This is a genomic window from Roseomonas sp. CCTCC AB2023176 (genome assembly GCF_042259275.1).
In the GTDB taxonomy this organism is placed as follows: Bacteria; Pseudomonadota; Alphaproteobacteria; order Acetobacterales; family Acetobacteraceae; genus Roseomonas.
In genome coordinates this window covers 2,478,702-2,501,487 of record NZ_CP170086.1, presented here as the reverse complement: position 1 = coordinate 2,501,487, position 22,786 = coordinate 2,478,702, and the positions used below count along the sequence as shown (strand labels likewise).

General features: G+C 70.3%; 20 protein-coding genes and 2 pseudogenes. 4 read left to right on the top strand and 18 right to left on the bottom strand.

Annotated features, from left to right (window positions below):
* Positions 1-39 precede the first annotated feature (39 nt).
* The 4 genes from ACE7GA_RS12485 to ACE7GA_RS12470 are packed head-to-tail and all read right to left on the bottom strand — an operon-like array spanning position 40 to position 4,002.
* Positions 40-942, bottom strand: coding sequence for an ABC transporter permease (locus tag ACE7GA_RS12485; RefSeq protein WP_376099835.1), 903 nt, complete (start codon positions 940-942; stop codon positions 40-42).
* Positions 939-1,892 carry an ABC transporter permease gene (locus tag ACE7GA_RS12480; RefSeq protein ID WP_376099833.1) on the bottom strand — a complete coding sequence of 318 codons (954 nt, stop codon included), beginning with the start codon at positions 1,890-1,892 and terminating at the stop codon, positions 939-941. The genes ACE7GA_RS12485 and ACE7GA_RS12480 overlap by 4 nt, the downstream gene beginning before the upstream one ends.
* The gene (locus ACE7GA_RS12475) at positions 1,886-2,905 is read right to left on the bottom strand and encodes an ABC transporter ATP-binding protein (protein WP_376099831.1); all 1,020 of its coding nucleotides are present in this window, start codon (positions 2,903-2,905) and stop codon (positions 1,886-1,888) included. The genes ACE7GA_RS12480 and ACE7GA_RS12475 overlap by 7 nt, the downstream gene beginning before the upstream one ends.
* Positions 2,905-4,002, bottom strand: a complete 1,098-nt coding sequence (locus ACE7GA_RS12470; RefSeq protein ID WP_376099829.1) for an ABC transporter ATP-binding protein — start codon at positions 4,000-4,002, stop codon at positions 2,905-2,907. Before ACE7GA_RS12470 ends, ACE7GA_RS12475 begins: the two co-directional genes overlap by 1 nt.
* A 51-nt stretch (positions 4,003-4,053) precedes the next feature.
* Here ACE7GA_RS12470 and ACE7GA_RS12465 point away from each other — a divergent pair, with 51 nt between their 5' ends.
* Positions 4,054-5,712, top strand: a complete 1,659-nt coding sequence (locus ACE7GA_RS12465; RefSeq protein WP_376099827.1) for an ABC transporter substrate-binding protein — start codon at positions 4,054-4,056, stop codon at positions 5,710-5,712.
* Positions 5,713-5,829: 117 nt separating this feature from the next.
* Here the strand turns inward: ACE7GA_RS12465 and ACE7GA_RS12460 are convergent, their stop codons facing one another.
* The 5 genes from ACE7GA_RS12460 to ACE7GA_RS12440 are packed head-to-tail and all read right to left on the bottom strand — an operon-like array spanning position 5,830 to position 11,729.
* On the bottom strand, positions 5,830-7,623 hold the full coding sequence (locus ACE7GA_RS12460; protein ID WP_376099825.1) for a glycoside hydrolase family 2 protein: 1,794 nt from the start codon (positions 7,621-7,623) through the stop codon (positions 5,830-5,832).
* The gene (locus tag ACE7GA_RS12455; protein WP_376099823.1) at positions 7,620-8,714 is read right to left on the bottom strand and encodes a hypothetical protein; all 1,095 of its coding nucleotides are present in this window, start codon (positions 8,712-8,714) and stop codon (positions 7,620-7,622) included. The genes ACE7GA_RS12460 and ACE7GA_RS12455 overlap by 4 nt, the downstream gene beginning before the upstream one ends.
* Positions 8,711-9,541: a carbohydrate ABC transporter permease gene (locus tag ACE7GA_RS12450; protein ID WP_376099821.1), complete on the bottom strand. Its 831-nt coding sequence runs from the start codon at positions 9,539-9,541 to the stop codon at positions 8,711-8,713. The genes ACE7GA_RS12455 and ACE7GA_RS12450 overlap by 4 nt, the downstream gene beginning before the upstream one ends.
* On the bottom strand, positions 9,538-10,425 hold the full coding sequence (locus tag ACE7GA_RS12445; RefSeq protein WP_376099819.1) for a carbohydrate ABC transporter permease: 888 nt from the start codon (positions 10,423-10,425) through the stop codon (positions 9,538-9,540). The genes ACE7GA_RS12450 and ACE7GA_RS12445 overlap by 4 nt, the downstream gene beginning before the upstream one ends.
* Positions 10,422-11,729 (bottom strand): ABC transporter substrate-binding protein, encoded by a 1,308-nt coding sequence (locus ACE7GA_RS12440; protein ID WP_376099817.1) that lies wholly within the window; start codon positions 11,727-11,729, stop codon positions 10,422-10,424. The genes ACE7GA_RS12445 and ACE7GA_RS12440 overlap by 4 nt, the downstream gene beginning before the upstream one ends.
* An 82-nt stretch (positions 11,730-11,811) precedes the next feature.
* Here ACE7GA_RS12440 and ACE7GA_RS12435 point away from each other — a divergent pair, with 82 nt between their 5' ends.
* Positions 11,812-12,807, top strand: coding sequence for a LacI family DNA-binding transcriptional regulator (locus ACE7GA_RS12435; protein WP_376099815.1), 996 nt, complete (start codon positions 11,812-11,814; stop codon positions 12,805-12,807).
* A 164-nt stretch (positions 12,808-12,971) separates the two neighbouring features.
* Here the strand turns inward: ACE7GA_RS12435 and ACE7GA_RS12430 are convergent, their stop codons facing one another.
* The 6 genes from ACE7GA_RS12430 to ACE7GA_RS12405 all read right to left on the bottom strand — a co-directional run bounded on the left by ACE7GA_RS12430 (position 12,972) and on the right by ACE7GA_RS12405 (position 19,892).
* Positions 12,972-13,376: a hypothetical protein gene (locus tag ACE7GA_RS12430; protein ID WP_376099813.1), complete on the bottom strand. Its 405-nt coding sequence runs from the start codon at positions 13,374-13,376 to the stop codon at positions 12,972-12,974.
* A 140-nt stretch (positions 13,377-13,516) separates the two neighbouring features.
* Complete coding sequence (locus tag ACE7GA_RS12425; protein ID WP_376099811.1) at positions 13,517-15,409, bottom strand: potassium transporter Kup; 1,893 nt, start codon at positions 15,407-15,409, stop codon at positions 13,517-13,519.
* A 180-nt stretch (positions 15,410-15,589) separates the two neighbouring features.
* The gene (locus tag ACE7GA_RS12420; RefSeq protein ID WP_376099809.1) at positions 15,590-16,384 is read right to left on the bottom strand and encodes an amino acid ABC transporter ATP-binding protein; all 795 of its coding nucleotides are present in this window, start codon (positions 16,382-16,384) and stop codon (positions 15,590-15,592) included.
* Between the two features lie 34 nt (positions 16,385-16,418).
* Positions 16,419-17,555, bottom strand: a complete 1,137-nt coding sequence (locus tag ACE7GA_RS12415; protein WP_376099807.1) for an amino acid ABC transporter permease — start codon at positions 17,553-17,555, stop codon at positions 16,419-16,421.
* 12 nt (positions 17,556-17,567) lie between these two features.
* On the bottom strand, positions 17,568-18,770 hold the full coding sequence (locus tag ACE7GA_RS12410; RefSeq protein ID WP_376099805.1) for an amino acid ABC transporter permease: 1,203 nt from the start codon (positions 18,768-18,770) through the stop codon (positions 17,568-17,570).
* A gap of 81 nt (positions 18,771-18,851) precedes the next feature.
* A complete protein-coding gene (locus ACE7GA_RS12405) occupies positions 18,852-19,892 on the bottom strand; it encodes an amino acid ABC transporter substrate-binding protein (RefSeq protein ID WP_376099803.1) in 1,041 nt (346 codons plus the stop codon).
* 338 nt (positions 19,893-20,230) lie between these two features.
* Between ACE7GA_RS12405 and ACE7GA_RS12400 the strand changes: the two genes are divergently transcribed.
* Positions 20,231-20,893: a hypothetical protein gene (locus tag ACE7GA_RS12400; RefSeq protein ID WP_376100249.1), complete on the top strand. Its 663-nt coding sequence runs from the start codon at positions 20,231-20,233 to the stop codon at positions 20,891-20,893.
* A gap of 34 nt (positions 20,894-20,927) precedes the next feature.
* Complete coding sequence (locus ACE7GA_RS12395; protein ID WP_376100247.1) at positions 20,928-21,194, top strand: hypothetical protein; 267 nt, start codon at positions 20,928-20,930, stop codon at positions 21,192-21,194.
* Between the two features lie 4 nt (positions 21,195-21,198).
* Here ACE7GA_RS12395 and ACE7GA_RS12390 read toward each other — a convergent pair whose 3' ends face one another.
* The 3 genes and pseudogenes from ACE7GA_RS12390 to ACE7GA_RS12380 all read right to left on the bottom strand — a co-directional run.
* A complete protein-coding gene (locus ACE7GA_RS12390; protein ID WP_376099801.1) occupies positions 21,199-21,762 on the bottom strand; it encodes a hypothetical protein in 564 nt (187 codons plus the stop codon).
* Between the two features lie 135 nt (positions 21,763-21,897).
* A pseudogene (locus tag ACE7GA_RS12385) lies at positions 21,898-22,452 on the bottom strand (penicillin-binding transpeptidase domain-containing protein); the annotation flags it as partial.
* Positions 22,453-22,532: 80 nt separating this feature from the next.
* A pseudogene (locus tag ACE7GA_RS12380) lies at positions 22,533-22,598 on the bottom strand (hypothetical protein); the annotation flags it as partial.
* Positions 22,599-22,786 lie beyond the last annotated feature (188 nt).

The following is a 22,786-nucleotide window of genomic DNA, read 5'->3' as shown; positions in this document are numbered from 1 at the left end:
ATCGTTCCCGACGGCGCAAGCAACGGGCGTGCCGCGGCACTACTGCCGCACGTCCATCGCGGAACGCAGGCCGTCGCTGACCATGTTGAAGCAGATGCTCGTCAGGAAGATGCAGACGCCCGGCAGCATCGCGATCACCGGCTGTGTGTAGATCGCGGTCCGCAGGGTGTTGAGCATCAGCCCCCATTCCGGCTCCGGCGGCTTCGTCCCAAGGCCGAGGAAGGACAGGCCCGATGCCAGGATCATGGAGACGCTGACGAGGCTGGTGGCGTAGACGAAGATCGGCGCCAGCACGTTCGGCAGCACATGGGCCCGCATGATCGCAATCGGGCCCGCCCCGCTGGCGCGCGCGGATTCCACGTAGTCCAGGTTCCGTACCGCCGTCGTCGTGCTTTCCGCGACGCGGATAACCTGCGGAATGAAGACGAGGGTCAGGGACAGCATGGCGTTGGAGATGCCCGGCCCGAGCGCGCCTGAGATGGCGACCGCGAGAAGCACGGAGGGGAAGGCGTAGAACACGTCGGTCGTCCGCATGATCGCCGTATTGACCCAGCCCCCGGCGTAGCCGGCCAGGACCCCGAGCGCGCCGCCCACGACGAAGGCGATCAGGACGGGCGTGATGCCGAGGAACCAGGACAGCCGCCCGCCGTAGAGCAGTCGCGTCAGCATGTCCCGACCCAGCTCGTCCGTGCCGAGCGGGTAGCGCCCGTCCTGGAACCAGACGGGCCGTAGCCGGCGGATCATGCTGGTCTGGTAGGGATCGTGCGGCGCCAGGAGCGGCGCGAAGAGGATGGCAAGCGCCATCAGGAGCAGTACGGCCCCGAAGAACAGCGTCACCGGATCGCGCGACAGGCGCCGCGCGACCCCGGCCCAGTAGCCCTTGCTGCGGGACGGGGCGGCGGGCCCCTGGAGGACGGCGCCGGCGTGTAGGGTCGTGCTCATGCGCGGCGGATCCGGGGATCGAGGGCGGTCTGGAGGAGGTCCACGACGAGGTTCAGCGCCACGAAGAACAGCGCGAGGACGAGGATGGTGCCCTGCAGCACCGGCAGGTCCCGTTGGAAGATCGCGCTGTTCAGCAGAAAGCCGGTGCCCGGCCAGGAGAAGACCGTCTCGACGAGGATGGAGCCGCCCATCAGATACCCGAGCTGAAGCCCCATGACGGCGAGGACCCCCGGCGCCGCGTTCTTCAGCACGTGCCGCGCGATGCCGCCCCGGCGCAGCCCCTTGCCCCGCAGCGTCGTGACGAAGTCCTGGTTCAGCATCTCCATCACTACGCCCCGCACAGTCCGCGTGATGACGCCGAGCGGGATGACGGAGAGGGTCACCGCCGGCAGGACGAGGAACTGCATATGCGCCCAGTTCCACGCCCAGGCGCCCGAGCCGCCCGGCCCGGCGCCCATGGCGGGCAGCCAGCCCAGCGTCACGCTGAAGACGATCACGAGCACCATGCCGAGCCAGTAGTGCGGCACGGAGACGCCGGCGGCGGAGAAGCCGACCGCGACCTTGTCGAGGATCGTGCCTCGGAACACCGCGGCGACCGTGCCGAGGATCGAACCCAGCACGAACCCGATCATCGCCGCGCAGAAGGCCAAGGTCAGCGTGTTGCCGACCGCGCTGTACAGGTCCGCCGTCACCGGCCGCCCGGTGGCGAGCGACCGCCCGAGATCGCCCTGCAACACCTTCAGCAGCCACAGCCCGAACTGGACGTAGAGCGGCTTGTCCAGTCCGTAGTCGCGGCGGACCTGCTCCACGACCTCTCGCGGCGCGTCGCCGGGGACGATGGCGTTGATCGGATCGCCCGGGGCGATCTGTACGAGCATGAAGCATACGAGGCCCACGGCGAGCGCGATCGGCACGGCGTAGAGCACGCGCCGCAGCAGGTAGGTCAGCATGGGACGACGCCCCCGACATGGATGCAGCGCGCGGCATGGCCCGGCGTGGGGCTGCGGAATTCCGGCACGGCGGCGGTGCAGGCGGCCTCGGCCTCCGTGCAGCGGGGGGCGAAGGCACAGCCCTGGGGGAGACGCTCGAGGTTCGGCGGGGCGCCGGGGATCGTGGTCAGTCGTTCGCCGCGGCGACCCGCATGCACCGTCGCGCCGAGGAGGCCCCGAGCATAGGGATGCAGCGGCCCGCGCATCAGGTTGCGGACCGGCCCTTCCTCGATGAAGCGGCCGGCGTACATGACGGCGATGCGGTCCGCGACCTCGCCGGCGACGCCGAGGTCGTGCGTGACGAAGATGACGCCCATGCCTAGTTCCTCCTGAAGCCGCCGGATGAGGAGGAGGATCTGGATCTGGACCGTGGCATCGAGCGCGGTCGTCGGCTCATCGGCCAACAACAGCCTCGGGCGGCAGGACAGCGCGATCGCGATCATCGCGCGCTGCCGCAGGCCGCCGGACAGCTCGTGCGGGTAGGCCGCGAGGCGTCGCTTCGCGGAGGGAATCTGGACGAGTTCCAGCAGTTCCAGTGCCCGTGCCTCGCCAGCGGCGCGGGACACGCCCTCGTGCCGCATCACGGTCTCGGCGATCTGGCGGCCGATGGTGAAGACGGGGTCCAGCGCCGTCATCGGCTCCTGGAAGATCATGGAGACGGTGCGGCCGCGGAGGTCGGAGAGGGTCCTCTCGCTCGCGCCCACCACATCCTGCCCGCCCACGCGCAGGTGGCCGGAGACGACCGTGCGGCGCGGCGGGTTCAGGCCCATCAGCGCGCGCAGGGTCACCGACTTGCCGGAGCCGGACTCCCCAAGGATGCAAAGGGATTCGCGCGGCGCGAGGTCGAAAGAAACGCCGTTCACCGCATGGACCGTGGCATCGCGGGAAACGAAGCGGACCTGGAGGTCGCGCGCCTGGACGAGCGGCGCGGCGCTGGTCGGGATGACCACGGCCTCGGGCATCATGCCGTCCATCAGGCGGCTAGCCTGGACCCGGAAGGGGCCGCGCCGTGGCCGCTGCCGGGGATGACCATGAGGCAGGCGGCGGACTGGCCCGCCGGCGCCGGGGAGAGCGGCGGGACGACCGTCGCGCAGACGGGCTCCGCCCGGGGGCAGCGCGTGTGGAAGCGGCAGCCCGGGGGCGGGTTGATGGGGTTCGGCGGATCGCCGGTCAGCGGCGGCTCGGTCCGGCGGCGGTCCGGGTCCATCGAGGGGCGGCTGGCGAGCAGCGCGGCGGTGTAGGGATGGGCCGCGCGACCGTAGATGGCGTCGACATCCCCGACCTCCGCCACGCGCCCGAGATACATCACCAGCACGCGGTCCGAGACGTACTGCACGATGTTCAGGTCGTGCGAGATGAAGAGGTAGGTCAGCCCGAACGCCGCCTTGAGATCGAGCAGCAGGTTCAGCACCTGCGCCTCCACTGACTTGTCGAGGGCGGAGACCGGCTCGTCCAGGAGCACCAGCCGTGGCCGAAGGGCCAAGGCGCGGGCAATGTTGATCCGCTGCCGCTGGCCGCCCGACAGTTCGTGCGGGTAACGGCGCGCGAACTGGTCGGGGTTCAGCCCCACCGCCGCCAGCAGGTCCCGCGCGCGCGACCGCGCTTCGGCCCGTGCGAGACCGTGCACGACGGGCGCGAAGGCGATGGATTCCTCGACCGTCAGGCGCGGGTTGAGCGACGCGTAGCTGTCCTGGAACACCATCTGCACCTGGCGGCGATATTCCTTCAGCGTCAGGCCGCCGGGGCCGATGGGCTGCCCGTCGAACAGCACTTCGCCGGCGCTGGGCTGCATCAGCGCCATGATCAGGCGCGAGGTCGTGGACTTGCCGCAGCCGGACTCGCCGACGATGCCGAGCGTCTCGCCCTTGCGGACCTCGAAGGACAGGTCGTCGACGGCCCGCACAACCCCGGCCCGCCGGCCGAGGAAGCCCGACGTCAGGGCGAAGTGCTTCGTCAGCCCGCGGACGCTGAGCAGCGGCTGCGCGGGGCCGCCCCGGTCGGGCAGCGGTTCGGTGGGGTCCGACATCGCGAGGCGCGCCTGCAAGCCCCGGGCCACCCGGCCCCCCAGCATGGCACCGGGATTGCTAAGCTGTCACACGAAAGACAGGTCTCGGGGGAGCACATGATGGGGTTCAGGACGGCGCGTCGCCTGCTGCTGGCGACCACCCTGGCGGCCGGCGCGGTCCTGGCCGGCCCGGCCGCGGCGCAGGAAAAGGTGCTGCGCATCGGCATGACAGCGGCCGACATCCCGCGCACCCTTGGCCAGCCGGACCAGGGCTTCGAGGGCAACCGGTTCACCGGCATCCCGATGTACGACGCCCTGGTGAACTGGGACCTGTCGAGCGCCGAGCGTCCCTCCGTCCCGATCCCCGGGCTCGCCACCGAATGGTCGGTGGACGCCGCGGACCGGACGAAGTGGCGCTTCACCCTGCGCCAGGGCGTCCGCTTTCACGACGGCAGCCCCTTCAACGCCGAGGCCGTGGTCTGGAACGTCCGGAAGGTGCTGGACCAGGCCGCCCCGCACTACGACGCGTCGCAGGTCGGCGTGACGGTCAGCCGCATGCCGACCCTCCGCACCGCCCGCGCGATCTCGGAGTTCGAGGTCGAGCTGACAACGAGCGAGCCGGACTCCTTCCTCCCGATCAACCTGACGAACCTCTTCATGGCCTCGCCCGCGCATTGGCAGGCGAAGTTCGACGCCGTGCCGGCGAGCGTCACCGATCCGCGCCAGCGCGCGCAGCAGGCCTGGGCGGCCTTCGCGGCCGAACCCTCGGGCACCGGCCCTTTCCGCGGCGTCCGCTTCGTCCCGCGCGAGCGCTTCGAGATGGTCGCGAACCGCGACTACTGGGACGAGGGGCGCCGGCCGCAGATCGACCGCGTGGTCCTGTTGCCGATCCCCGAGGCCAATACCCGCACCGCCGCGCTTCTCGGCAACCAGGTGGACTGGATCGAGGCGCCGGCGCCCGACGCGCTGGCGCAGATCCGCGCGCGCGGTTTCACGCTCTACCAGAATGCGCAGCCCCATGTCTGGCCCTGGCAGTTCTCCTTCGCGGAAGGATCGCCCTGGCTCGACCGCCGCGTCCGCCACGCCGCCAACCTCTGCGTGGACCGCACCGAACTCAGCACGCTGCTCGGCGGGCTGATGGAAATCCCACGCGGAACGGTCGGCCCCTCCCACCCCTGGTGGGGCAACCCGGCCTTCGAAATCAAGTTGGACCGCGCGGCGGCCCAGCGCCTGATGCGGGAGGCCGGCTATTCCCCGCAGCGACGCCTGACCGTCAAGGTGCTGACCTCCGCCTCCGGTTCCGGCCAGATGCAGCCGCTCGTGATGAACGAGTTCCTGCAGCAGGCGCTGCGCGAATGCTACTTCGACGTGCAGCTCGAGGTCGCGGAGTGGAACGCGGTCTTCAACAACTGGCGTGAAGGAGCCCGGCACGCGAATGCCCGCGGCGCCAACGCGACCAACGTGTCCTTCGCGACCATGGACCCCTTCTTCGCGATGGTGCGCTTCGTCTCCACGGCGACGCAACCGCCCGTTTCCAACAACTGGGGGTACTTCAGCAATCCGGAGTTCGACGCGCTCATCGCGACCGCACGCACCACGTTCGACGCGGCGGCTAGGGACCGGGCGTTGGCACGCCTGCATGCCCGCATCGTGGAGGAAGCGCCCTTCCTTTGGGTCGCGCATGACGTCAGCCCCCGCGCGATCTCCCCGCGCGTGCGGAACGTCGTTCAGCCGCAGTCCTGGTTTATCGACCTTGCGGTCATGCGCATGAACTGACGGGGAACGTCCCGGGGCGGCGTCCCGGACAGCCCCCCATCCCCCTGGTGACGCCAGCAGGACGCGCGAGGCGAGCCGTCAGCCCACCGCTGACGGCTCGCGCCACCGGGCGGGCTCTCACGGACAAGCTGAGCGTGACGTCCGAAATGCCGTGAGGCCTTCCGCGACCGCCTGGAACGACTGCTTCCGCGTTACCTTGTCCTCGGCGATCAATCCCTTCCGGTTGAAGCCGCCCTGGGGACGTGCTTGTCGCCGAAGCGAGCGGAAGTCGTACAGCAGCCACACGGCAATGCCGCGCACGAAGTCGGCCTCCGACAGCGCGGCGAACTGGGCCTCGAAGAAGGCAGCCTGCCGCTCCTCTGTGAATAGCGCCGCGTTCCCGCCCCGCAGACCGGAGAGCGCATCGGCGCCGGTCTCGCTGATCACGACGGGCCGGTCCGGCGCGGAATTGACGAGAAGGCGGCGCAGCCCCTCCGTTCCCGTCTCATACCAGCCGAAGTATTCATTCAGCCCGATGACGTCGAGGTGCGAGGCGAGCCGGTCCTCGATGCGGAACGTCTCGCGGTTGATGAGGCAGGCGGCGGAGACCAGCCGAGACGGGTCGGCCGCCCGCGCCACGGCCGCCAGGTGCGCCATGAAGGCCAGCCGCGCATCGGTATCCGCGTTCTCGTTGCCGACGCCCCAGAGGATGATGCTCGCACGGTTCGCGTCGCGCAGGATCACCTCCCGCAGCTGGTTCGTCGCGTCCGCGAGCGTCCCCGGATCGTCGAAGCCGATGGCCCAGTAGACCGGGACCTCCGACCAGAGCAGGACGCCCGCTTCGTCGCAGAGCTGGGCGACACGCGGATCGTGGGGGTAATGCGAGAGCCGGAGGAAGTTCCCGCCGAGGGCGCGAAGATCGGCAATGCGCCGGCGAATGTCGGCCTCGTCCGTCACCCGGCCCGAGGCGAGGTCGTCTTCGTGGACGCAGGCGCCGCAGAGGACGAGGTCACGCCCGTTGAGCAGGATCCGCGTGCCGTCGGTCGCAAGATGGCGGAAGCCGATCCGGTCGCGCAGCACCTCCGCGCCGAAGTGGAGCTCGACGTCTATCAGCCGCGGCTCCTCCGGCGACCAGAGCGGCGGAGAGGCCTGGATCACGGCCTCGGCCACTCCGCCGCGCACGAGGACCGCTGCGTCCAGACCGAGCGCTGGGACCACCAGCCGCGCCGCGCCGTCCAACGGCTGCGACAGCACGGCGCGGAGAACGAGGTGCGGGCGGCCCGGTTCGCCGCCGAGATGCAGCGCGAAGCGCCGGACATGCAAGGCGGGCACGCGGTACAGGACGACGGACCGGTGCAGGCCGCCGTAGTTGAACCAGTCGAAGTGGTGCATTGGCACGCGCTCGGCGCGGCGCGCGTTCTCGACGAAAACCATCAGGCGATTGCGACCAGGGCGAAGGGCCGACGTGGCATCCAGCGAAAACGGCGTGGAGGCGCCGAGGTGGCCGCCGAGATGGACGCCGTTCAGGAAGACTTCGGCCCGGTAGGCTGCGGCACCGAAGTGAAGCAGGGCGGCCTCGCCCGGTACCACCTGAACCGTCTCGAAGTCCCGGACGTACCAGGCTCCACCCTCGTAGTGCAGCAACTCAGGCCTCAGGAGGTTCCAGCAGCCCGGCACCGGCGCGGGCTCACCCGCGCCCCATTCCCAGTCGCGCGGCGTCTCCCATTCGGAGGAGGACCGGTCGTCGTCCGCCCACCACCGCTGCCGCAGCCCTTCCTCGAAGGGATCGAGCGTCAGCCGCCACGTGCCGTCGAGGGACTGACCGGCACGCCCATACGGGTTGAACAGCGTCTCCGCCGTTGCGCGCCGGGCCGCGAGCGGCGCGCCATAGGCCTCGTCGTGCAGGTGCGCGAAGGGATCAGTGACGGTCACGCGCCGGGCATCCGGTAGCCGATCCCGACCATGTGGCGAAACCGCCAGGGCCATCGCCCGGGCCACAGGTGGTCGGCGATCATCGCGATCGCGATCCAGCGGAACCAGGTGGCAAAGGTGTTGGAAAGGCCCTGCGGCTCCTCGTAGCCCCGAATCCAGCCATCCTGCCGCCGCACGCCATCCCGCACGTCGCAGAACCCGCCGTCCGCGCCCTGCCAGTCCAACAGCCGCGGCAGCAGCGCCCCGAGCCAGTCAGCGACGTCACCGCGGCGGTGGCCGGTGAGCGCGACGCCGTGGACCAGCAGGTCCACGGCGTCCACGTCGATGCAGGCGCTGTCCACGGACGGCGGCAGCGTCAGCACGTAGTCCATCGCGCGGTCCAGGTACGGCAGCGGTCGCCCCGTCGCGTACCACAGGTGGAAGTTGTGCATGGAGCCCGCGAAGGCGTGCAGCAGCGCCGTCGCGTCGCCATGCTGGTTCACGCCCCAGAAGCCGGTCGTCGGCTCCTGCAGCCTGTCGTGCCATTCGAAAAGCAGCCGCATCGGTTCGTCGGCCTGAAGGACCAGCAGGAACGAGCCGAGGTTGACGACGTTGTTTCCCTCCTGCCACGGATCGCGCAGGTCCCGCCGTGCGAGCCAGGCGAGGAGTGTCGTCGGGTCTAGGAAGGGCCGAGCGAAGTCCAGTACGGCGGCCCGGACGGGATCCAGCACCTCGGCCGCGCCGATGCTGTAGTTCGTCACGTGGAAGTCGATGTAGCCCCAGGTCTCCGCTAGGTCCGGCTTCTTGAAGACGGCATCGTCGTGCATGCCCGGTATGCGGAAGCGGCCGTCCGGCAGCCGGTGCTGTTCCAGCCAGGCAACCAAGTCGCCACGCTCCGCCCCCGTGAAGTCGTCGAGGCCGCCGATCAGCGCGCGGCACATCACAGCGTTGTAGGTCCCGGGCAGCAGCACGCCGGGCCAGGCCGAGGCGTCATGCGCGGCGCTGATGCGGGAGACACCGCGGGGCTCGCCGGGTGCCTGCATCGCGTCCAGCCAGGCAAGGCTCCGCGCTCGGGCAGCCTCGATCCGCGCCGCCAGGGGTTCGATCCTCATCCCTTCACCGCACCTCCGGCCATGCCGGCCATCACGCGACGCTGCGCCAGCAGGAACAGGATCGCCGGCGGCAGCGTAGTCAGGACCGCCAACGCCATGACACCCTGGAAACTCGCCCCAAGCTCCGTGTTGAGGGAGAGCAGGGCAACCGGCAGCGTGTAGGTCTCTGGCCCGCGCGAGATGACAAGGACCGGAAACCACTGCGCCCAGTTCAGCAGGAAGGCGATCAGAGCCACCGTCGCCGTGACCGGCATCGCCATGGGAAGGACGACGCGCAGCAGGATCTGCCACTCGCTCGCGCCGTCGATCGTCGCGGCCTCGATCACCGCAGGCGGGATGGCGCGGAAGAACTGCTCGAACAGGAAGAACTGGATGGGGCCGAGCGAGAGGAACAGCACGATCCCCGCCGCGGATCCCAGCAGCCCGATCCGGTACATCACGATGTACACGGGAATGATGAGCAGCATGTACGGGTACATCATCGTCAGAAGAAAGCCGCCGCGGAGCAGCCGGAACCCCGGCAGCCGCGGCCGGCGCGTCAGCGCATACGCGCCAAGCGCCGCTGCCAGCGTGCCCAGCACCGTCGCCCCCGCCGTGAAGAGGAGCGAGTTGAGGAGGTAGGTCCCGAGCGGCGTCCCCCCGATCCGCGCGATGTCCGCCATGAAACCGAGGTCGAGGTTGGCAGGGATTAGCCGCAGCGGGTCCGACAGCACATCCCGCGTCGACCGCAGCGCGCCGGAGATCATCCAGGCGTAGGGGAACAGGAAGGCAGCCGACACGGGCAGCGCAACGGCATAGGCAAGGAGGGTTGCGATTGGCCGCTTCACGCACGCCCCCTCTCACCCGCGGCATAGGCGAGGAGGGAGATCGCGATGACGATGACGAAGAGGATCGTCGCCATCGCCGTCGCCTCCCCGTACCGCGCCTGATCGAACAGCTGGTAGGCCAGGTAGGATACGAAGGTCGTGCTCTCGGCCGGGCCGCCCTTCGTCATCACGACGACGACGGTGAAGGTCTTCAGGAACTGGATCGTCGCGTAGACGAGATTCACGACGATGGCGGGCCGCAACTGCGGCAGGATCACGTGCCGGAACCGCGCCCAGGCGCCCGCGCCGTCCACCCGCGCTGCCTCCTCCAGTGCGGGATCACGGATCGCGAGATTCGCGAGGAAGATGACGGCGTAGAATCCGGCGTGGTGCCAGAGCTCGGCAATCAGGATCGCGATCGTCGCCGTGTCCAGGCTGGCGAGGCCGCCAAATCGCGGTAGGCTGAGCAAGTCGAGCGCGGCGTTCACCGCCCCGAAGGACTGGTCGAAGAGCCAGCGCCAGACGACGTAGCCCGCGACGTCCGGCGTGACGACCGGCAGGAAGAGCGCGAGGCGGAACAGCATGTTGCCGCGACGCAGCAGCGGCCCGTCCAGCAGCATCGCCGCAGCCAGGGCGAAGGCGAGGTTCGCTGCCACGGCCAGCGCCGTATAGACCAGAGTACGGATGAGGCTGTCCCGAAATTGCTCATCGGCCAGCACGGTCGCGTAGTTCGCGAAGCCGATCCAGCGCGGATCCGACCCCAGTGCGCTGCCCGACGCCGTGAAGGACACGCCGACCGACAGGATAATCGGCCAAAGCCCGAAGAGGATCGTCAGCGCCGCGAAGGGCAGGACGAGAACGTAGAAGACCCCGTCCGCCCGCAGCCTCGGCAGGCCTGCGTTCACCCGCGCGCGAGCCGTGCCGCCGTCTCCTGCATTTCACGCCCGAGCGTGCGGACCGCGGCGTCCAGGTCGCGCGGCGGCGATCCGATCATGGCCAGAAGGCGCCGGTGGAACTGCGCCTCCAGCTCCGGATAGAAGGCGTGCGTCGCCTCGGGGAAGTCGTAGGCAATAAGGCGCTGGTCCGCCTTCGCGAACCACTGCCCGCGCGGCGAGAGCGAGGAGACGTCGAGGTCCTTTCGCACGGCGGAACCGACCGTTTCCAGGCTCGCCTGCTGCGCGGGGCGGGTGAGCATGAAGCGGGCCAGTTCGGTAGACAGCGCGCGGTCCGGCGCGTTCTCTGGGATGCCGACCCCGCGCATGCCGCCGATCACCACGGCGTTCGGCTTGTCCGCGAAGAACTTCGGCCAGGGCCCCGTGACGAAGTCTCCGCCCAGCGTGTTCGGCATGTCCCAGCGCCGGACGTTCCAGTCGCCCACGCGGAACATGCCGCCGCGCCCGCCCTCGATCACCTGGTACATCTCGGTAAAGCCGTGGTTGATCGTGTCCGGCGGGACCCAGCGGTAGGTTGAATAGGCACGCAGGAACTCCGTCAGCACCAGCGCGTGCTCCGGCCGGGTGATGGTAATCTCCCCCGCCGGGTCAATCAGCGTGTGCTGCAGCCCGCTGCCGAAGACGAGGAGGTCGAGCATGTGGATCAGGTCGCGCGGACGCGCTGCCTGCAGCGCGAAGGGGAATGTGTCGGCGCGCCCATTGCCGTCGGGGTCGTTGTCCCGGAACTTCGGCGCGACGCGCTTCACGTCGTCCCAGGTGTCCGGCAGGGTCTCGCCCGTGCGGTCCAGCCAGGACCTGCGCACGCCGAAGGCCATCTGCACGCGCTGCATCGGGATGATGATCATCCGGTCGCGATAGGTCGCGACGCGGAGATCCTCCGGCGAGAGGTAGGAGCGGTCTTCCACTCCCTCGAGCACGGCGCGCATGTCCAGCACCTTGTTCGTCTGGGACTGGATGCGGATGACGCGCTCGTAGTTGTTGAAGATCAGGTCAGGGGCGGTGCCCGTGTTGATCGCGCCGATGACGCGGCCGAACCACTGGTCCGTCGGGAAGGACTGGCTGCGCACCGTGACGCCTGGCCGGACCTTCGCGAACTCGGCGTTGAGCCGGTCGAACCAGGCGATCCCGTTGTCGCCGAGGTCGTGCCAGACGGTGATGGTGCGGCCCTGCGCGCGGGCCACCGCCGGCGCCGCGAGGGCAAGCGCCGCGCCACCCAGCGCGCGACGGGTGAGCGTGACGTTCGGCTGGAAGGCCATGCGGTTCGTCTCCTCATCGCGCCGCCTTCTCGTCGGGCGGGTAAACGTTTACCCTGACGAGCCTAGCCGCCGCGGAGCGCGCATGTCCAGGAGCAAGCCCACGGCCGCAAACCTCACCCTCGTCGCGCAGGCGGCCGGGGTTTCCATCGCGACGGCCTCCCGCGTCCTCAACGGGATCGGCGGCAAGGCGTCGGAAGCGACGGCGGCGAAGGTGCAGGCCGCCGCGGCGCGGCACGGCTACCGCCCCGTTGCCGCCGCGCGCGACCTGCGGCGGGGGCGCAGCGCCTTCGTCGCGGTGCTCGCCCCAAACCTCGCCAACCCCACCATGGCCGCGTACTTCGCGGCGATCGAGGCCGCCATCGGCGCGGACGGCTCGCGCCTCGTCCTGCTCGACACGCATGACGAAGCGGGGGCGCAGGATCGCGCGATCGCCGACGCGTGCGCCCTCGCGCCGCGCGGGATCGTTTTCCTCGGCGCCGTCGCGAGCCCCGGCCTCGCGGTCCTGCTGCGCGAGGAGGAGGGCGTCCTCCTCGTCGGCCGCCGTCCGCCGGGTGCGGCTGGGGTTGGCTTCGTCGGGCTCGACGACCGCGCAGCGGGCGCGGAGGTCGCGCGGCTTTTCCTGGCCGCCGGCGCCGAACGCCTCGGCCTCGTGCATGGCCCGCTCTTCTCCACCGCCACCGCGGACCGTGTGGCGGGTTTCCGCGACGCGGCGGGGGCGGCGCTGGACCGCTCGGACATCCACACCGCCGCGGGGCTCGACCACCTCGCGATCGGCGCCGCTGCGGGCCGGGCGATGCTTCGGAAGCGCGTGCCGGAGGCCGTGATGTGCACCTCCGACCTTCTGGCCTATGGGCTGCACCGGTCGCTCGCCGACGCGGGCGTCGCCATCCCGCGGCTCTGCGGGTTCGACGGCGGCCCGCTCAACCCGTGGCTTGCACCCTGGCTCGCCTCCATCGCCGTCCCGTACGGGGCCGTGGGCGACGCCGTCCGGGACTGGTTGCAGCGCCCCGGTCCCGGTGCCTGGACCCGCATCCTGCCCCACGTCCTGCGTCCGGCCTCGCCGCCCGTGGCGCAGTAGCTCGCCCCACGCCACCCGCTTTGGAGCCGATCCTCCCAGGAACGGGCGCCCGAAAGCAGGGCGGATGAATACACCCGGCGCGATCACGCAAAGTGTGGGGACGGACGACAGGAAGCCGCTTCGACACATGGCGGCTCCGGCCGATGCCCGTTGATGTCGTGGCTTCAGCGACCCAGGGCGGGCGACGCAGCGTCGCGCGGCAGGGCCTTCACGCCGACGATGCGCCACGCATGCTCACGGCCGTCTGGTTCGGCGATCGTGACGACCTCGCCCGGGCGACAGGGCGCGGTACGGCGGAGAACCGAGTGGATCGGTGCGTCCACCGGATTGTCGTCCCGCCGGAAGAAGCGGAGCGCCCAGCCCATGTCGTCGTCGTGGATGACGTCACCGTCCATCAGGCCCTCGCCCGGCCACCGGCGGCGGGCGACCCAGGAGTCCGGGTCCGCAAGCCATGCCTGGATATCCGGGAAGCCCTGCGGATCGAGGCCCAGTTCGACTTCGTAGCGATGTTCGGGACTGCCTTCCGGCAGGTCCGTCCCCCCGCTCGGTGACAGCACGATCAGCGGCATGGGGCCCTCCTCATCCGAACCGGCGTCCCGCGGCGGCTGCCCGGCACCGGCCCGCGCCGGTCCCGGCGGATCCGAGCCGGACCCCGGGATCCGGAAGCGGAGCGGCGAGCGACGCGCGCCCCTTTCTCGGTTCCCACCGGCTAGATCGCGACGCGCACGCCCAGCTCGACCACGCGATCGCTCGGGATACGGAAAAACTCGGTCGCCGGGACGGAGTTGCGGGCCATGATCGCATAGAGCCACTGCTGCCACCCCGCCATCTTCGGCACGGCGGAGGCGACGAGGGTCTCCCGGCCCAGGAAGTAGGAGGACTGCATCGGGTTGAATTCCACCCCGACCTCGCGGAGCGACTCCAGCTCCTTCGGAATGTTCGGCGTCTCCTGGAAGCCATAGCAGAGGGAGACCCGGTGGATGCCGGGCGCCAGCTCCTCGACCGTGCGGCGACGCTCGGCGACGGGCACGTCTTCCGTGTTCACCGTGACGAACAGGACGCGCTCGTGCAGGACCTTGTTGTGCTTGAGGTTGTGCAGAAGGGCGTTCGGCACGAGTTCGGCGTTGCTCGTCATGAAGACGGCGGTCCCGGGAACGCGGATGGTACGGGACTGCGGCAGGCGCGCGATGTAGGAGCGAAGCGGCAGGGAGTCCTGGCGAAGGCGGCTGGCCAGGAGGTCCCGACCTCGGCGCCAGGTCAGCATCGCCGCGAAGATGAAGATGCCAAGCAAGAGCGGAACATAGCCACCATCGGGAACTTTCAGCACGTTCGAGAGGAAGAAGCCGAGGTCGAGGAGGAAGAGGGGCACGAAGACCGCGACGACAAGCGGCAGCGGCCACCCGAACCGCCGGCGGAACACCAGCCCCGCCAGCGTGGAGGTCGCGACGAAGGTGCCGGTGACCGCGAGCCCGTAGGCCGCCGCCAAGCTGTCCGAAGTGCGGAAGGCGAGGACGAGGACGATCACGCCGGCGAAGATCGCGAAGTTCACCTGCGGCATGTAGATCTGGCCCTCCTCCGTCTCGCTCGTGTGACGGACGACGAGGCGGGGCATGAAGCCGAGCTGGATGCACTGCCGGGCGATGGAATAGGCGCCGGAAATCATCGCCTGGCTCGCGATGATCGTTGCGGCCGTCGCGAGGACGACAAGCGGCAGGCGGAACCAGTCGGGGGCGAGAAGGTAGAAGGGGCTCTCGAGCGCCGCGCCGTCGGTCAGCAGGAGACCACCCTGGCCGAGGTAGTTCAGCGCGAGGGCGGGCAGGACGAACCAAAGCCAGGCAAGCTGTATCGGGCGGCGGCCGAAATGGCCCATGTCGGCGTAGAGCGCCTCCGCCCCCGTCACGGCGAGCACGACGGAGCCGAGGGCGATGAAGGCGGCCATCTTGTAGGTCACGGCAAACTGGACGGCGTAGTGCGGCGAGAGGGCGGCCAGGACCTCCGGAGCACGGAGGACCTCGACAAGGCCGAGGAGGCCGATCGCGCCGAACCAGAGGATGGTGATCGGCCCGAAGACGGCGCCGACGAGGCCGGTGCCGCGATACTGCACGAAGAAGAGGCCGCAGAGCACGGCGACGGAGATCGGCACGACGAGGTGCTCGAGGGTCGGCGAGATGACCTTCAGGCCCTCGACGGCCGACAGCACCGAAATGGCGGGGGTGATCACCCCATCGCCGAAGAAGAGCGCGGCGCCGGCAATACCGACGATCGCGACCATCTTGCGGCCGCGTTCCGTGTGGGACGCGCGCTGGGCCAGCGCCATGAGGGCGAGGATGCCGCCCTCCCCCTTGTTGTCGGCGCGCACGACGATGAAGACGTACTTCACCGTGACGACGAGGATGAGCGACCAGATGATCATCGAGAGGACGCCGAGGATCTCCCACCGCTCCAGCCCGTCGGAGTTGAAGTGGAGAAGGGCCGCCCGCATGGAGTAGAGCGGGGAAGTCCCGATGTCCCCGTAGACGACGCCGAGGACGCCGAGGAGGGTGGCGTAGGTGAGGGGCGCCCGCGTGCCCAGCTTCGCCTCGCCGACGGTCGCGTCGCTCACGTCTGTTTCCGCCTCACCACGCGCACGGAGGTGTCCTGCGCGGAGACGTGCGGCCCTTGCCGCACGGCGGCGCGGGGCATAGGGCCCCGCGCCCGACCGGTGCAACAGCGGCGGGCCGCGGCAGTTGCGCTCCCGCTCCGCTTCCGGCGCATGGCGCGATCGCCCGCCTTGGGTTCGCCCTCAGTGCCCCCGCAGGATCTGGGACAGGAAGAGGCGGAGGCGGTCCGTCGAAGGCGAGTTGAAGATCTGCTCGGGCGTGCCCTGCTCCACGACCTCGCCGCGATCCATGAACACGACGCGGTCGGCAACCTGCTGGGCGAAGCCCATCTCGTGCGTGACGACGATCATCGTCATGCCGGTTTCCGCGAGCCCGACCATGGTGTCCAGGACCTCCTTGATCATCTCGGGGTCGAGGGCGGAGGTCGGCTCGTCGAAGAGCATGATCTTCGGCTTCATGCAGAGAGCGCGGGCGATCGCCACGCGCTGCTGCTGCCCGCCCGACAACTGGCCGGGGTACTTCTTCGCCTGCTCCGGAATCTTCACCCGAGCCAGGTATTCCATCGCCAGTTCCTCCGCCTGCTTCTTCGGCATGCGGCGGACCCAGATCGGGGCGAGGGTGCAGTTCTCCAGGATCGTCAGGTGCGGGAAGAGGTTGAAGGACTGGAACACCATCCCGACCTCGCGCCGGATCGTGTCGAGCGCGCGGACGTCATCCGTCAGTTCCGTGCCGTCCACGATGATCCGGCCCTCCTGGTGCATCTCCAGCCGGTTGATGCAGCGGATGAGGGTGGACTTGCCGGAGCCCGACGGGCCGCAGACCACGACGCGCTCCCCCGTCGCGACGGAAAGCGAGACGTCGCGCAGTACGTGCAGCGCCCCGTACCACTTGTTCACCTTATCCAGCAGGATCGCGGCCGGCGCGTCGGCCCGGACGGCGGAGGCGATGTGGGGCGCATCGGCGAGGACGGCGCTCATGATCTGATCCTCTTCTGGCTCATCGGGGCGTCGTTCAGCGGACGCGGTGGCGGTTCAGGTCCGCCTCCAGGTTCTGGGAGTACTTCGACATCGCGAAGCAATAGGCGAAGTAGATGATCGAGATGAAGACGTAGACCTCGACGCCGAAGCCCTGCCAGGCCGGCTCCACGATCGCGGTCTTGCCGGCGGTCAGCAGGTCGAAGATGCCGATGATCAGGACGAGCGACGTGTCCTTGAAGAAGCCGATAAAGGTATTGACCAGCGGCGGGATCACGAGGCGCAGCGCCTGCGGCAGGATGATGAAGCCGGTCTTCTGCCAGTAGGACAGGCCGAGCGCGTCCGCCGCCTCGTATTGACCCTTCGGCAGGGCCTGCAGGCCGCCGCGGACGACTTCCGCGAGGTAGGCGCCCGCGAAGAGGATGACGGCCACCTGGGCCCGCAGCAGCTTATCGATGTTGATCCCCTCGGGCATGAAGAGCGGGAACATCACGCTCGCCATGAAAAGGAGCGAGATCAGCGGCACGCCGCGGATCAGTTCCACGTAGACGATGCAGAGGATGCGGATGGCCGGCATCGAGGACCGCCGGCCCAGCGCCACGAGGATCGCGAGCGGGAAGGCGAAGGCCAGTCCGAAGGTAGCGAGGATGAGGGTGATGGCCAGCCCCCCCCAGCGTTCCTGCGGCACGTAGGTCAGGCCGAAGACGCCGCCCCACATCAGGACGCCGATGAGCGTGAGGGTCGCGGCCCAGACCAGCGCCAGTTCCCACCGCCAGAACCGGCGCATGGCCGAGACGATGTAGAGGCCGGTGAAGAGGAAGCAGACGATCAGCGGCCGCCAGTGCTCGTCGTAGGGGTAGGTGCCGAAAAGGATGAAGCGGTGCTTCTCCGTGATCACGGCCCAGCAGGCGCCCGTTCCCTTCGCGTCGCGGCAGACCTGGGTCTGGTTGTTCGGGACGGACCAGATCGCGTTGAGGAAGGCCCAGTCCACGAAGGAGATGGCGTAGCGGACGATCAGGTAGCCCAGCGCCAGCGTCACCGCCGTATTGATCCACGACGAGAACAGGTTGGCCCGCAGCCACGCCACGGGCCCGACGGCCATGGCCGGCGGTCGCCGCGGGGCTGAGGCCTCGGGGACGCCGGCGACGGAGGTGTTGAGGGTGATGTCGCTCATGCCACGTTCCCCTCAGCGCTCGACCAGCGCTATGCGCGAATTGTACCAGTTCATGAAGAACGAGATGGACAGCGAGATCGTCAGGTAGACCAGCATGATGATCGCGATGCCTTCGATCGCCTGTCCCGTCTGGTTCAGGGTCGTGTTCGCGATGGACACGATGTCCTGGTAGCCGATGGCGACGGCAAGCGACGAGTTCTTCGTCAGGTTCAGGAACTGCGACGTCATCGGCGGCACGATCACGCGCAGCGCCTGGGGCAGGACGATCTGCCGCAGCACCACGCCTGGCTTCAGGCCCAGCGCCTCCGCCGCCTCCCACTGGCCCTTCGCCACCGCGAGGATGCCGGCACGGACGATCTCCGCGATGAAGCCCGCAGTGTAGGTGACGAGGCCGATGAGGAGGGCGAAGTACTCGGGGGAAACGGTCAGGCCGCCGCGGAAGTTGAAGCCGCGCAGTTCCGGCCATTCCACCGTCCAGGGCGCGCCGCCGACGAGCCAGACGAGCACCGGCGCGCCGATCAGGAACGCGATGGCCGCCGGCCAGACCGCGCGGGGCTGCCCGTCCGCCATCTGCTTCCGCCGCATCGCCTTGGCGAAGTAGTAGGTCGCGAAGCACCCGGCGGCGAAGGCCAGCAGCGCCCAGGAATGCGGGACTTCCCAGTCCAGGAAGGGCAGTTTCAGCCCTCGGTTGGACAGGAAGATGCCCCCGCCCGGGTTCAGCGCCTGCCGCGGGCCGGGCAGGGACTGGAGGATCGTGTACCAGAACAGGAGCTGCAGCAGCAGCGGGATGTCGCGGATGATCTCGACGTAGACCGCCGCGATCTTCGACAGAAGCCAGTTCTTCGACAGCCGCGCGATGCCGACGAGGGTTCCGAAGATTGTCGCGACGACGATGCCGATCACCGCGACCTTCAGCGTGTTCAGTACGCCCACGGCGAGCGCGCGGAGGTAAGTGTCGGAAGGCGAGTAGTCGATCAGCGTCTCGCCGATCGGCAGCCCGGCCTCGCGCTGGAGGAAGCCGAAGCCCGTGGCGATCCGACGGACCTCCAGGTTGTGCTGCGTGTTCCGGACGAGCCACCAAACCACCGTGACGACGACGGCGACGATCAGCACCTGCCAGAAGATGGCGCGGACGCGTTCGTCGGCCCAGGACAAGCGCAGTTTCCGCTTCGGCGGCGGCCGGAGGAGGCGCGGGTCCAGGGTGCTCTGCGACATCCGGTGAAGCCTCTGTTCTTGTCGTTCGGACTGGTCAGGGTTGACCGCGGGGGCGGAGGGCCGTCCCCGCGGTCGTCGGGATCAGCGGACCGGCGGCGCGTACATCAGCCCGCCCTGGTTCCACAGGGCGTTCGGGCCGCGCTGGATGCCGATGGGCTGCAGGTTGCGGGTGAAGACCTCGCCGTAGTTGCCGACGGCCTTGATGACGTTCGCGGCCCAGTTGTTCTGCAGGCCGAGCATCGGGCCAAGATCCCCGGTGCGGCCGAGCAGGCGCTGCACGTCGGGGCGCGGGTCGTTGGCCATCTGGTCCACGTTGGCCGCGGTCACGCCCAGTTCCTCGGCGGTGACCATCGCGAAGTGCACCCACTTCATGATGTCGGACAGGCGCTGGTCGCCGTGGCGCACCGACGGACCGAGCGGCTCCTTCGAGATGACGTCGGGCAGGATCGTGTGATCGGCGGGGCGCTGCTGCGTCGCGCGCGTGGCCGCGAGGCCCGAGACGTCCGTCGTGAAGGCGTCGCACCGGCCGGAGAGATAGGCGCCGACGATCTCCTCGAGCCGCTCGATCACGACGGGCGTGAAGCGGATCCGGTTCGCGCGCGCCCAGTCCGCCAGGTTCTGCTCGGTGGTCGTGCCGGGCTGGACGCAGATGGTGGCGCCGTCCAGGCCGCGCGCGTTCTGCACGCCGGCGTTGGAGCGGACCATGAAGCCCTGGCCGTCGAAGAAGGTGATGACGTTGAACTCGAGGCCGAGCGAGGTGTCGCGCGACAGGGTCCAGGTCGTGTTGCGGGACAGCACGTCCACCTCTCCGGACTGGAGCGCGGTAAAGCGGTTCTGCGTCGTCGTCGCGACGTAGCGGACCTTGCTGGCGTCACCGAGGATGGCCGCGGCCATGGCACGGCAGAAGTCCACATCGAAGCCGCGATAGACGCCCTGGCTGTCCGGCTGCGCGAAGCCCGCGAGGCCGGCATTGACGCCGCAGATCAACTGGCCGCGCTGGCGGATGGCGTCCAGGCCGGCCGGCTGCTGTGGCTGCTGCGCCGCCGCGGGAAAGGCGGCCAGGGCGGTCAGGGCGGCGCCAAAGATGGCCCCCAAGCCCAGACGCGCGGTGGAAAGGTTCATTCGGGTCTCCCCCTTCGGATCTTGTGTCGTGTCGTCATCCCGGCCGCCATGCTGCGCCAGGGATGTGCCCCGATCAACGCTGACGCGCGTTGACGGCGGGGCCTTCCCCTAGCGGGACCGGCGCGGCGCGGCAAACCCCCGCCATGGCAGTCCTCGGCCGTAATCCTCGGCCGTAACGGGTTGCAAACGTCGTGCCGAACACGTGGCAAGCACGCAGGTCCCGGCATGAGCGGTCCGACCCGGCAGGCCGCCTCGCCGCCGCGGTCACCGGAAGGCGCCACCCCTTCCGCCTCGCGCTGCGGGATGCGACGCCTGCGGCGGACGAGGAGGCTTCGCGCTTGCTGAACCTGGACCACGCGCAAGTGGAGGCGCTGCTGCCCCCGGGGCCGCTTGTGGACGCCCTGGCCGCGATGTTCCGCACCGGCTGCGAGGCGCCGCTGCGCCACGCCCATGCGTGGCCAGCCGGGGCGGCGGCCGGGCGGATGGAGAACACGCTCCTGCTCATGCCCGCCTGGCAGCCACCACGGGCGGGGGTGCAGCGCTATTCCGGGGTGAAGATCGTCCACGTCGCGCCCGGCAACCCGGCGACCGGGCTGGCCGCAGTGCATGCGGCCTATCTTCTCTCCGATTCGGCGACGGGGGCGCCCCTGGCGCTGCTGGATGGCGGCGCCCTGACGGACCGGCGGACGGCGGCGGCGAGCGTGCTGGCCGCGCGGTTCCTCGCACGCCCGGACTCGCGGCGGTTGCTCGTGCTCGGCAGCGGCAAGGTCGCCCGGGCGCTGGCCGAGGCCTATGCGGCGGCCTATCCGCTCGAGGACCTCGCGGTCTGGTCGCCGACGGCCACGAACGCGGCGCGGCTGGCGGCGACGCTCCGCGACGGAGGGTTGCCGGCGCGGGGGTCGCGTCGCCCGATCCCGCGGGGTTCGACATGGTCTCGGCTGCCACGCTGTCCACCGCGCCGCTCGTGCGCGGGGCGGAGGTCTCGCCCGGAACCCATGTAGACCTCGTCGGCGCCTTCCGGCCGGCGATGCGGGAATCCGATGCGGCGCTGGTCGCGCGCGCGACGGTCGTCCTGGACACGCGCGCCGGGGGCTGAAGGAGGCGGGCGACATCGTCCGGGCGATCGCGGAGGGCGCGATCACCGAAGCCCACGTCGCGGCCGACCTCGCGGCGCTGTGCCGCGGCGATCATCCCGGACGGACGCGGCCGGAGGAGGTCACGCTCTTCAAGTCGGTCGGCTGGGCCGGGGAGGACCTGGCGGCGGCGATCCTCGCCTACGAATCGGCGCAGGGCCGCGGGTAGCCCCCTACCCAGACGAGGCGACCGCGGCAGCCGGGCCGGGGAGGGTCACGCCCGTCGCGCCGGCGCTCGCCGCCTCCACCCTCGCCCCGGCCGCGGTCAGCGCTTCCCGCGCAGCGTCTGAGATCGGCCAGGCGAAGGTGACGGTGGCACCGGAGATCCGCAGGGCGGGTCTTTCGCCAGGCGGCCGGTCGGAGGCGCCGGCCGCGGCGAGGACGAGGGCGGCGTCCAGCGTCGGGGACCGGACCTCGACCATGGCCTCGCCCTCTACCTCCAGCGGCAGGGGCCCGCCGGCGGCGAGGACGAAGAGCGGCAGGAGGTCGCGGAGGTAGCGCGCCGCGGCCATCGGCTTGACGGTCTCGTGCCGGCCGAGGGCGAAGTACCCGCGGATCAGGCGGTCGTAGTCCTCCGCGGCCTGGCGGGCGCGGACGACCTGGGCGGTGGCACGGTCTCCCGGCGGCAGCTTCGGCAGGGCCGCGTCGAGGTTCGCCGAGAGGACCATGGACAGGTTGTTCACCGCGTGCCGCACGGGGCGCAGCAGCAGGGCCATCGCGTCGTCGTTGGTGCTCAAGGCCCCTCGCCTCCCGAGAATCGTGTCGTGCGGTGATCCGCCCGGCCTTCAACGGCGGCCGCGCCGGGGGGTTCCGGTGAACTGCGGCGGTCTCCCGTCACGGACGCCAGCGTGAACGGGCGTCGCGGAACGCCGTCATGGACCGGCGGCGGGGGTGCGGGGAAGGGCTTCCAGGATGTCCCGGAACAGCCGCGCCGGCAGCGTGCCGCCTGCGACGCCGTCCATCGGGGCCGCGTCGTCGTTGCCGAGCCAGACGGCGACCACCATGCCGCCCGAGAAGCCGATGAACCAGGCGTCGCGGGAATCCTGGGTGGTGCCGGTCTTCCCGCCGACGGCGCGGCCGGGCAGGGCGGCCGCGCGTCCGGTGCCGGTGTTCACCACCGCCTCCAGCATCCGGCGCATCGCGGCGGCCTGGTCCGGCGCGATGACGCGGGCGGGGGCGCCGACGGGAAAGGGCGCGGGCCGGCCGTCGGCACGGGCGGAGGCGATGCCGTGCGGCGTGACGCGCAGGCCGCCATTGGCGAAGGCGGCGTAGGCCGCGGCGAGGTCGAGCAGCGTCGCCTCGCCCGTGCCGAGGGCGATCGTCGCGTCGTTCGGAAAGGTGCCGGCGAGGCCGAGGCGGCGGGCGACGGACGCGGCCTCCCGCGGGCCGCCGCCGCGCTGCAGGACGCGGACCGCAGCGGTGTTGACCGAATGGGCCAGCGCCTCTTCCAGCGTGATCTCCCCGCGGGAACGCCAGGCGCCGTTGCCCGGCGACCAGCGGCCGAGGGTCAGGGGGTGTCGGCGACGGTATCGGAGGGGGATGCCCCGTGTTCCAGCGCCGCCAGGAAGACGAAGGGCTTGAAGGCGGAGCCGGGCTGCCGGCGTGCGGCGACGGCCCGGTTGAAGGGGGATCGGCGGTAGTCCCGCCCCCGCCATCGCCCGGACCGCGCCGGAGGCCGCGTCGAGGACCACCACCGCGCCCTGCCCTACCCCCGCCGCGGCTCCGGGGCCGGCCAGCAGCGCCTCCAACCGCGCCTCGACC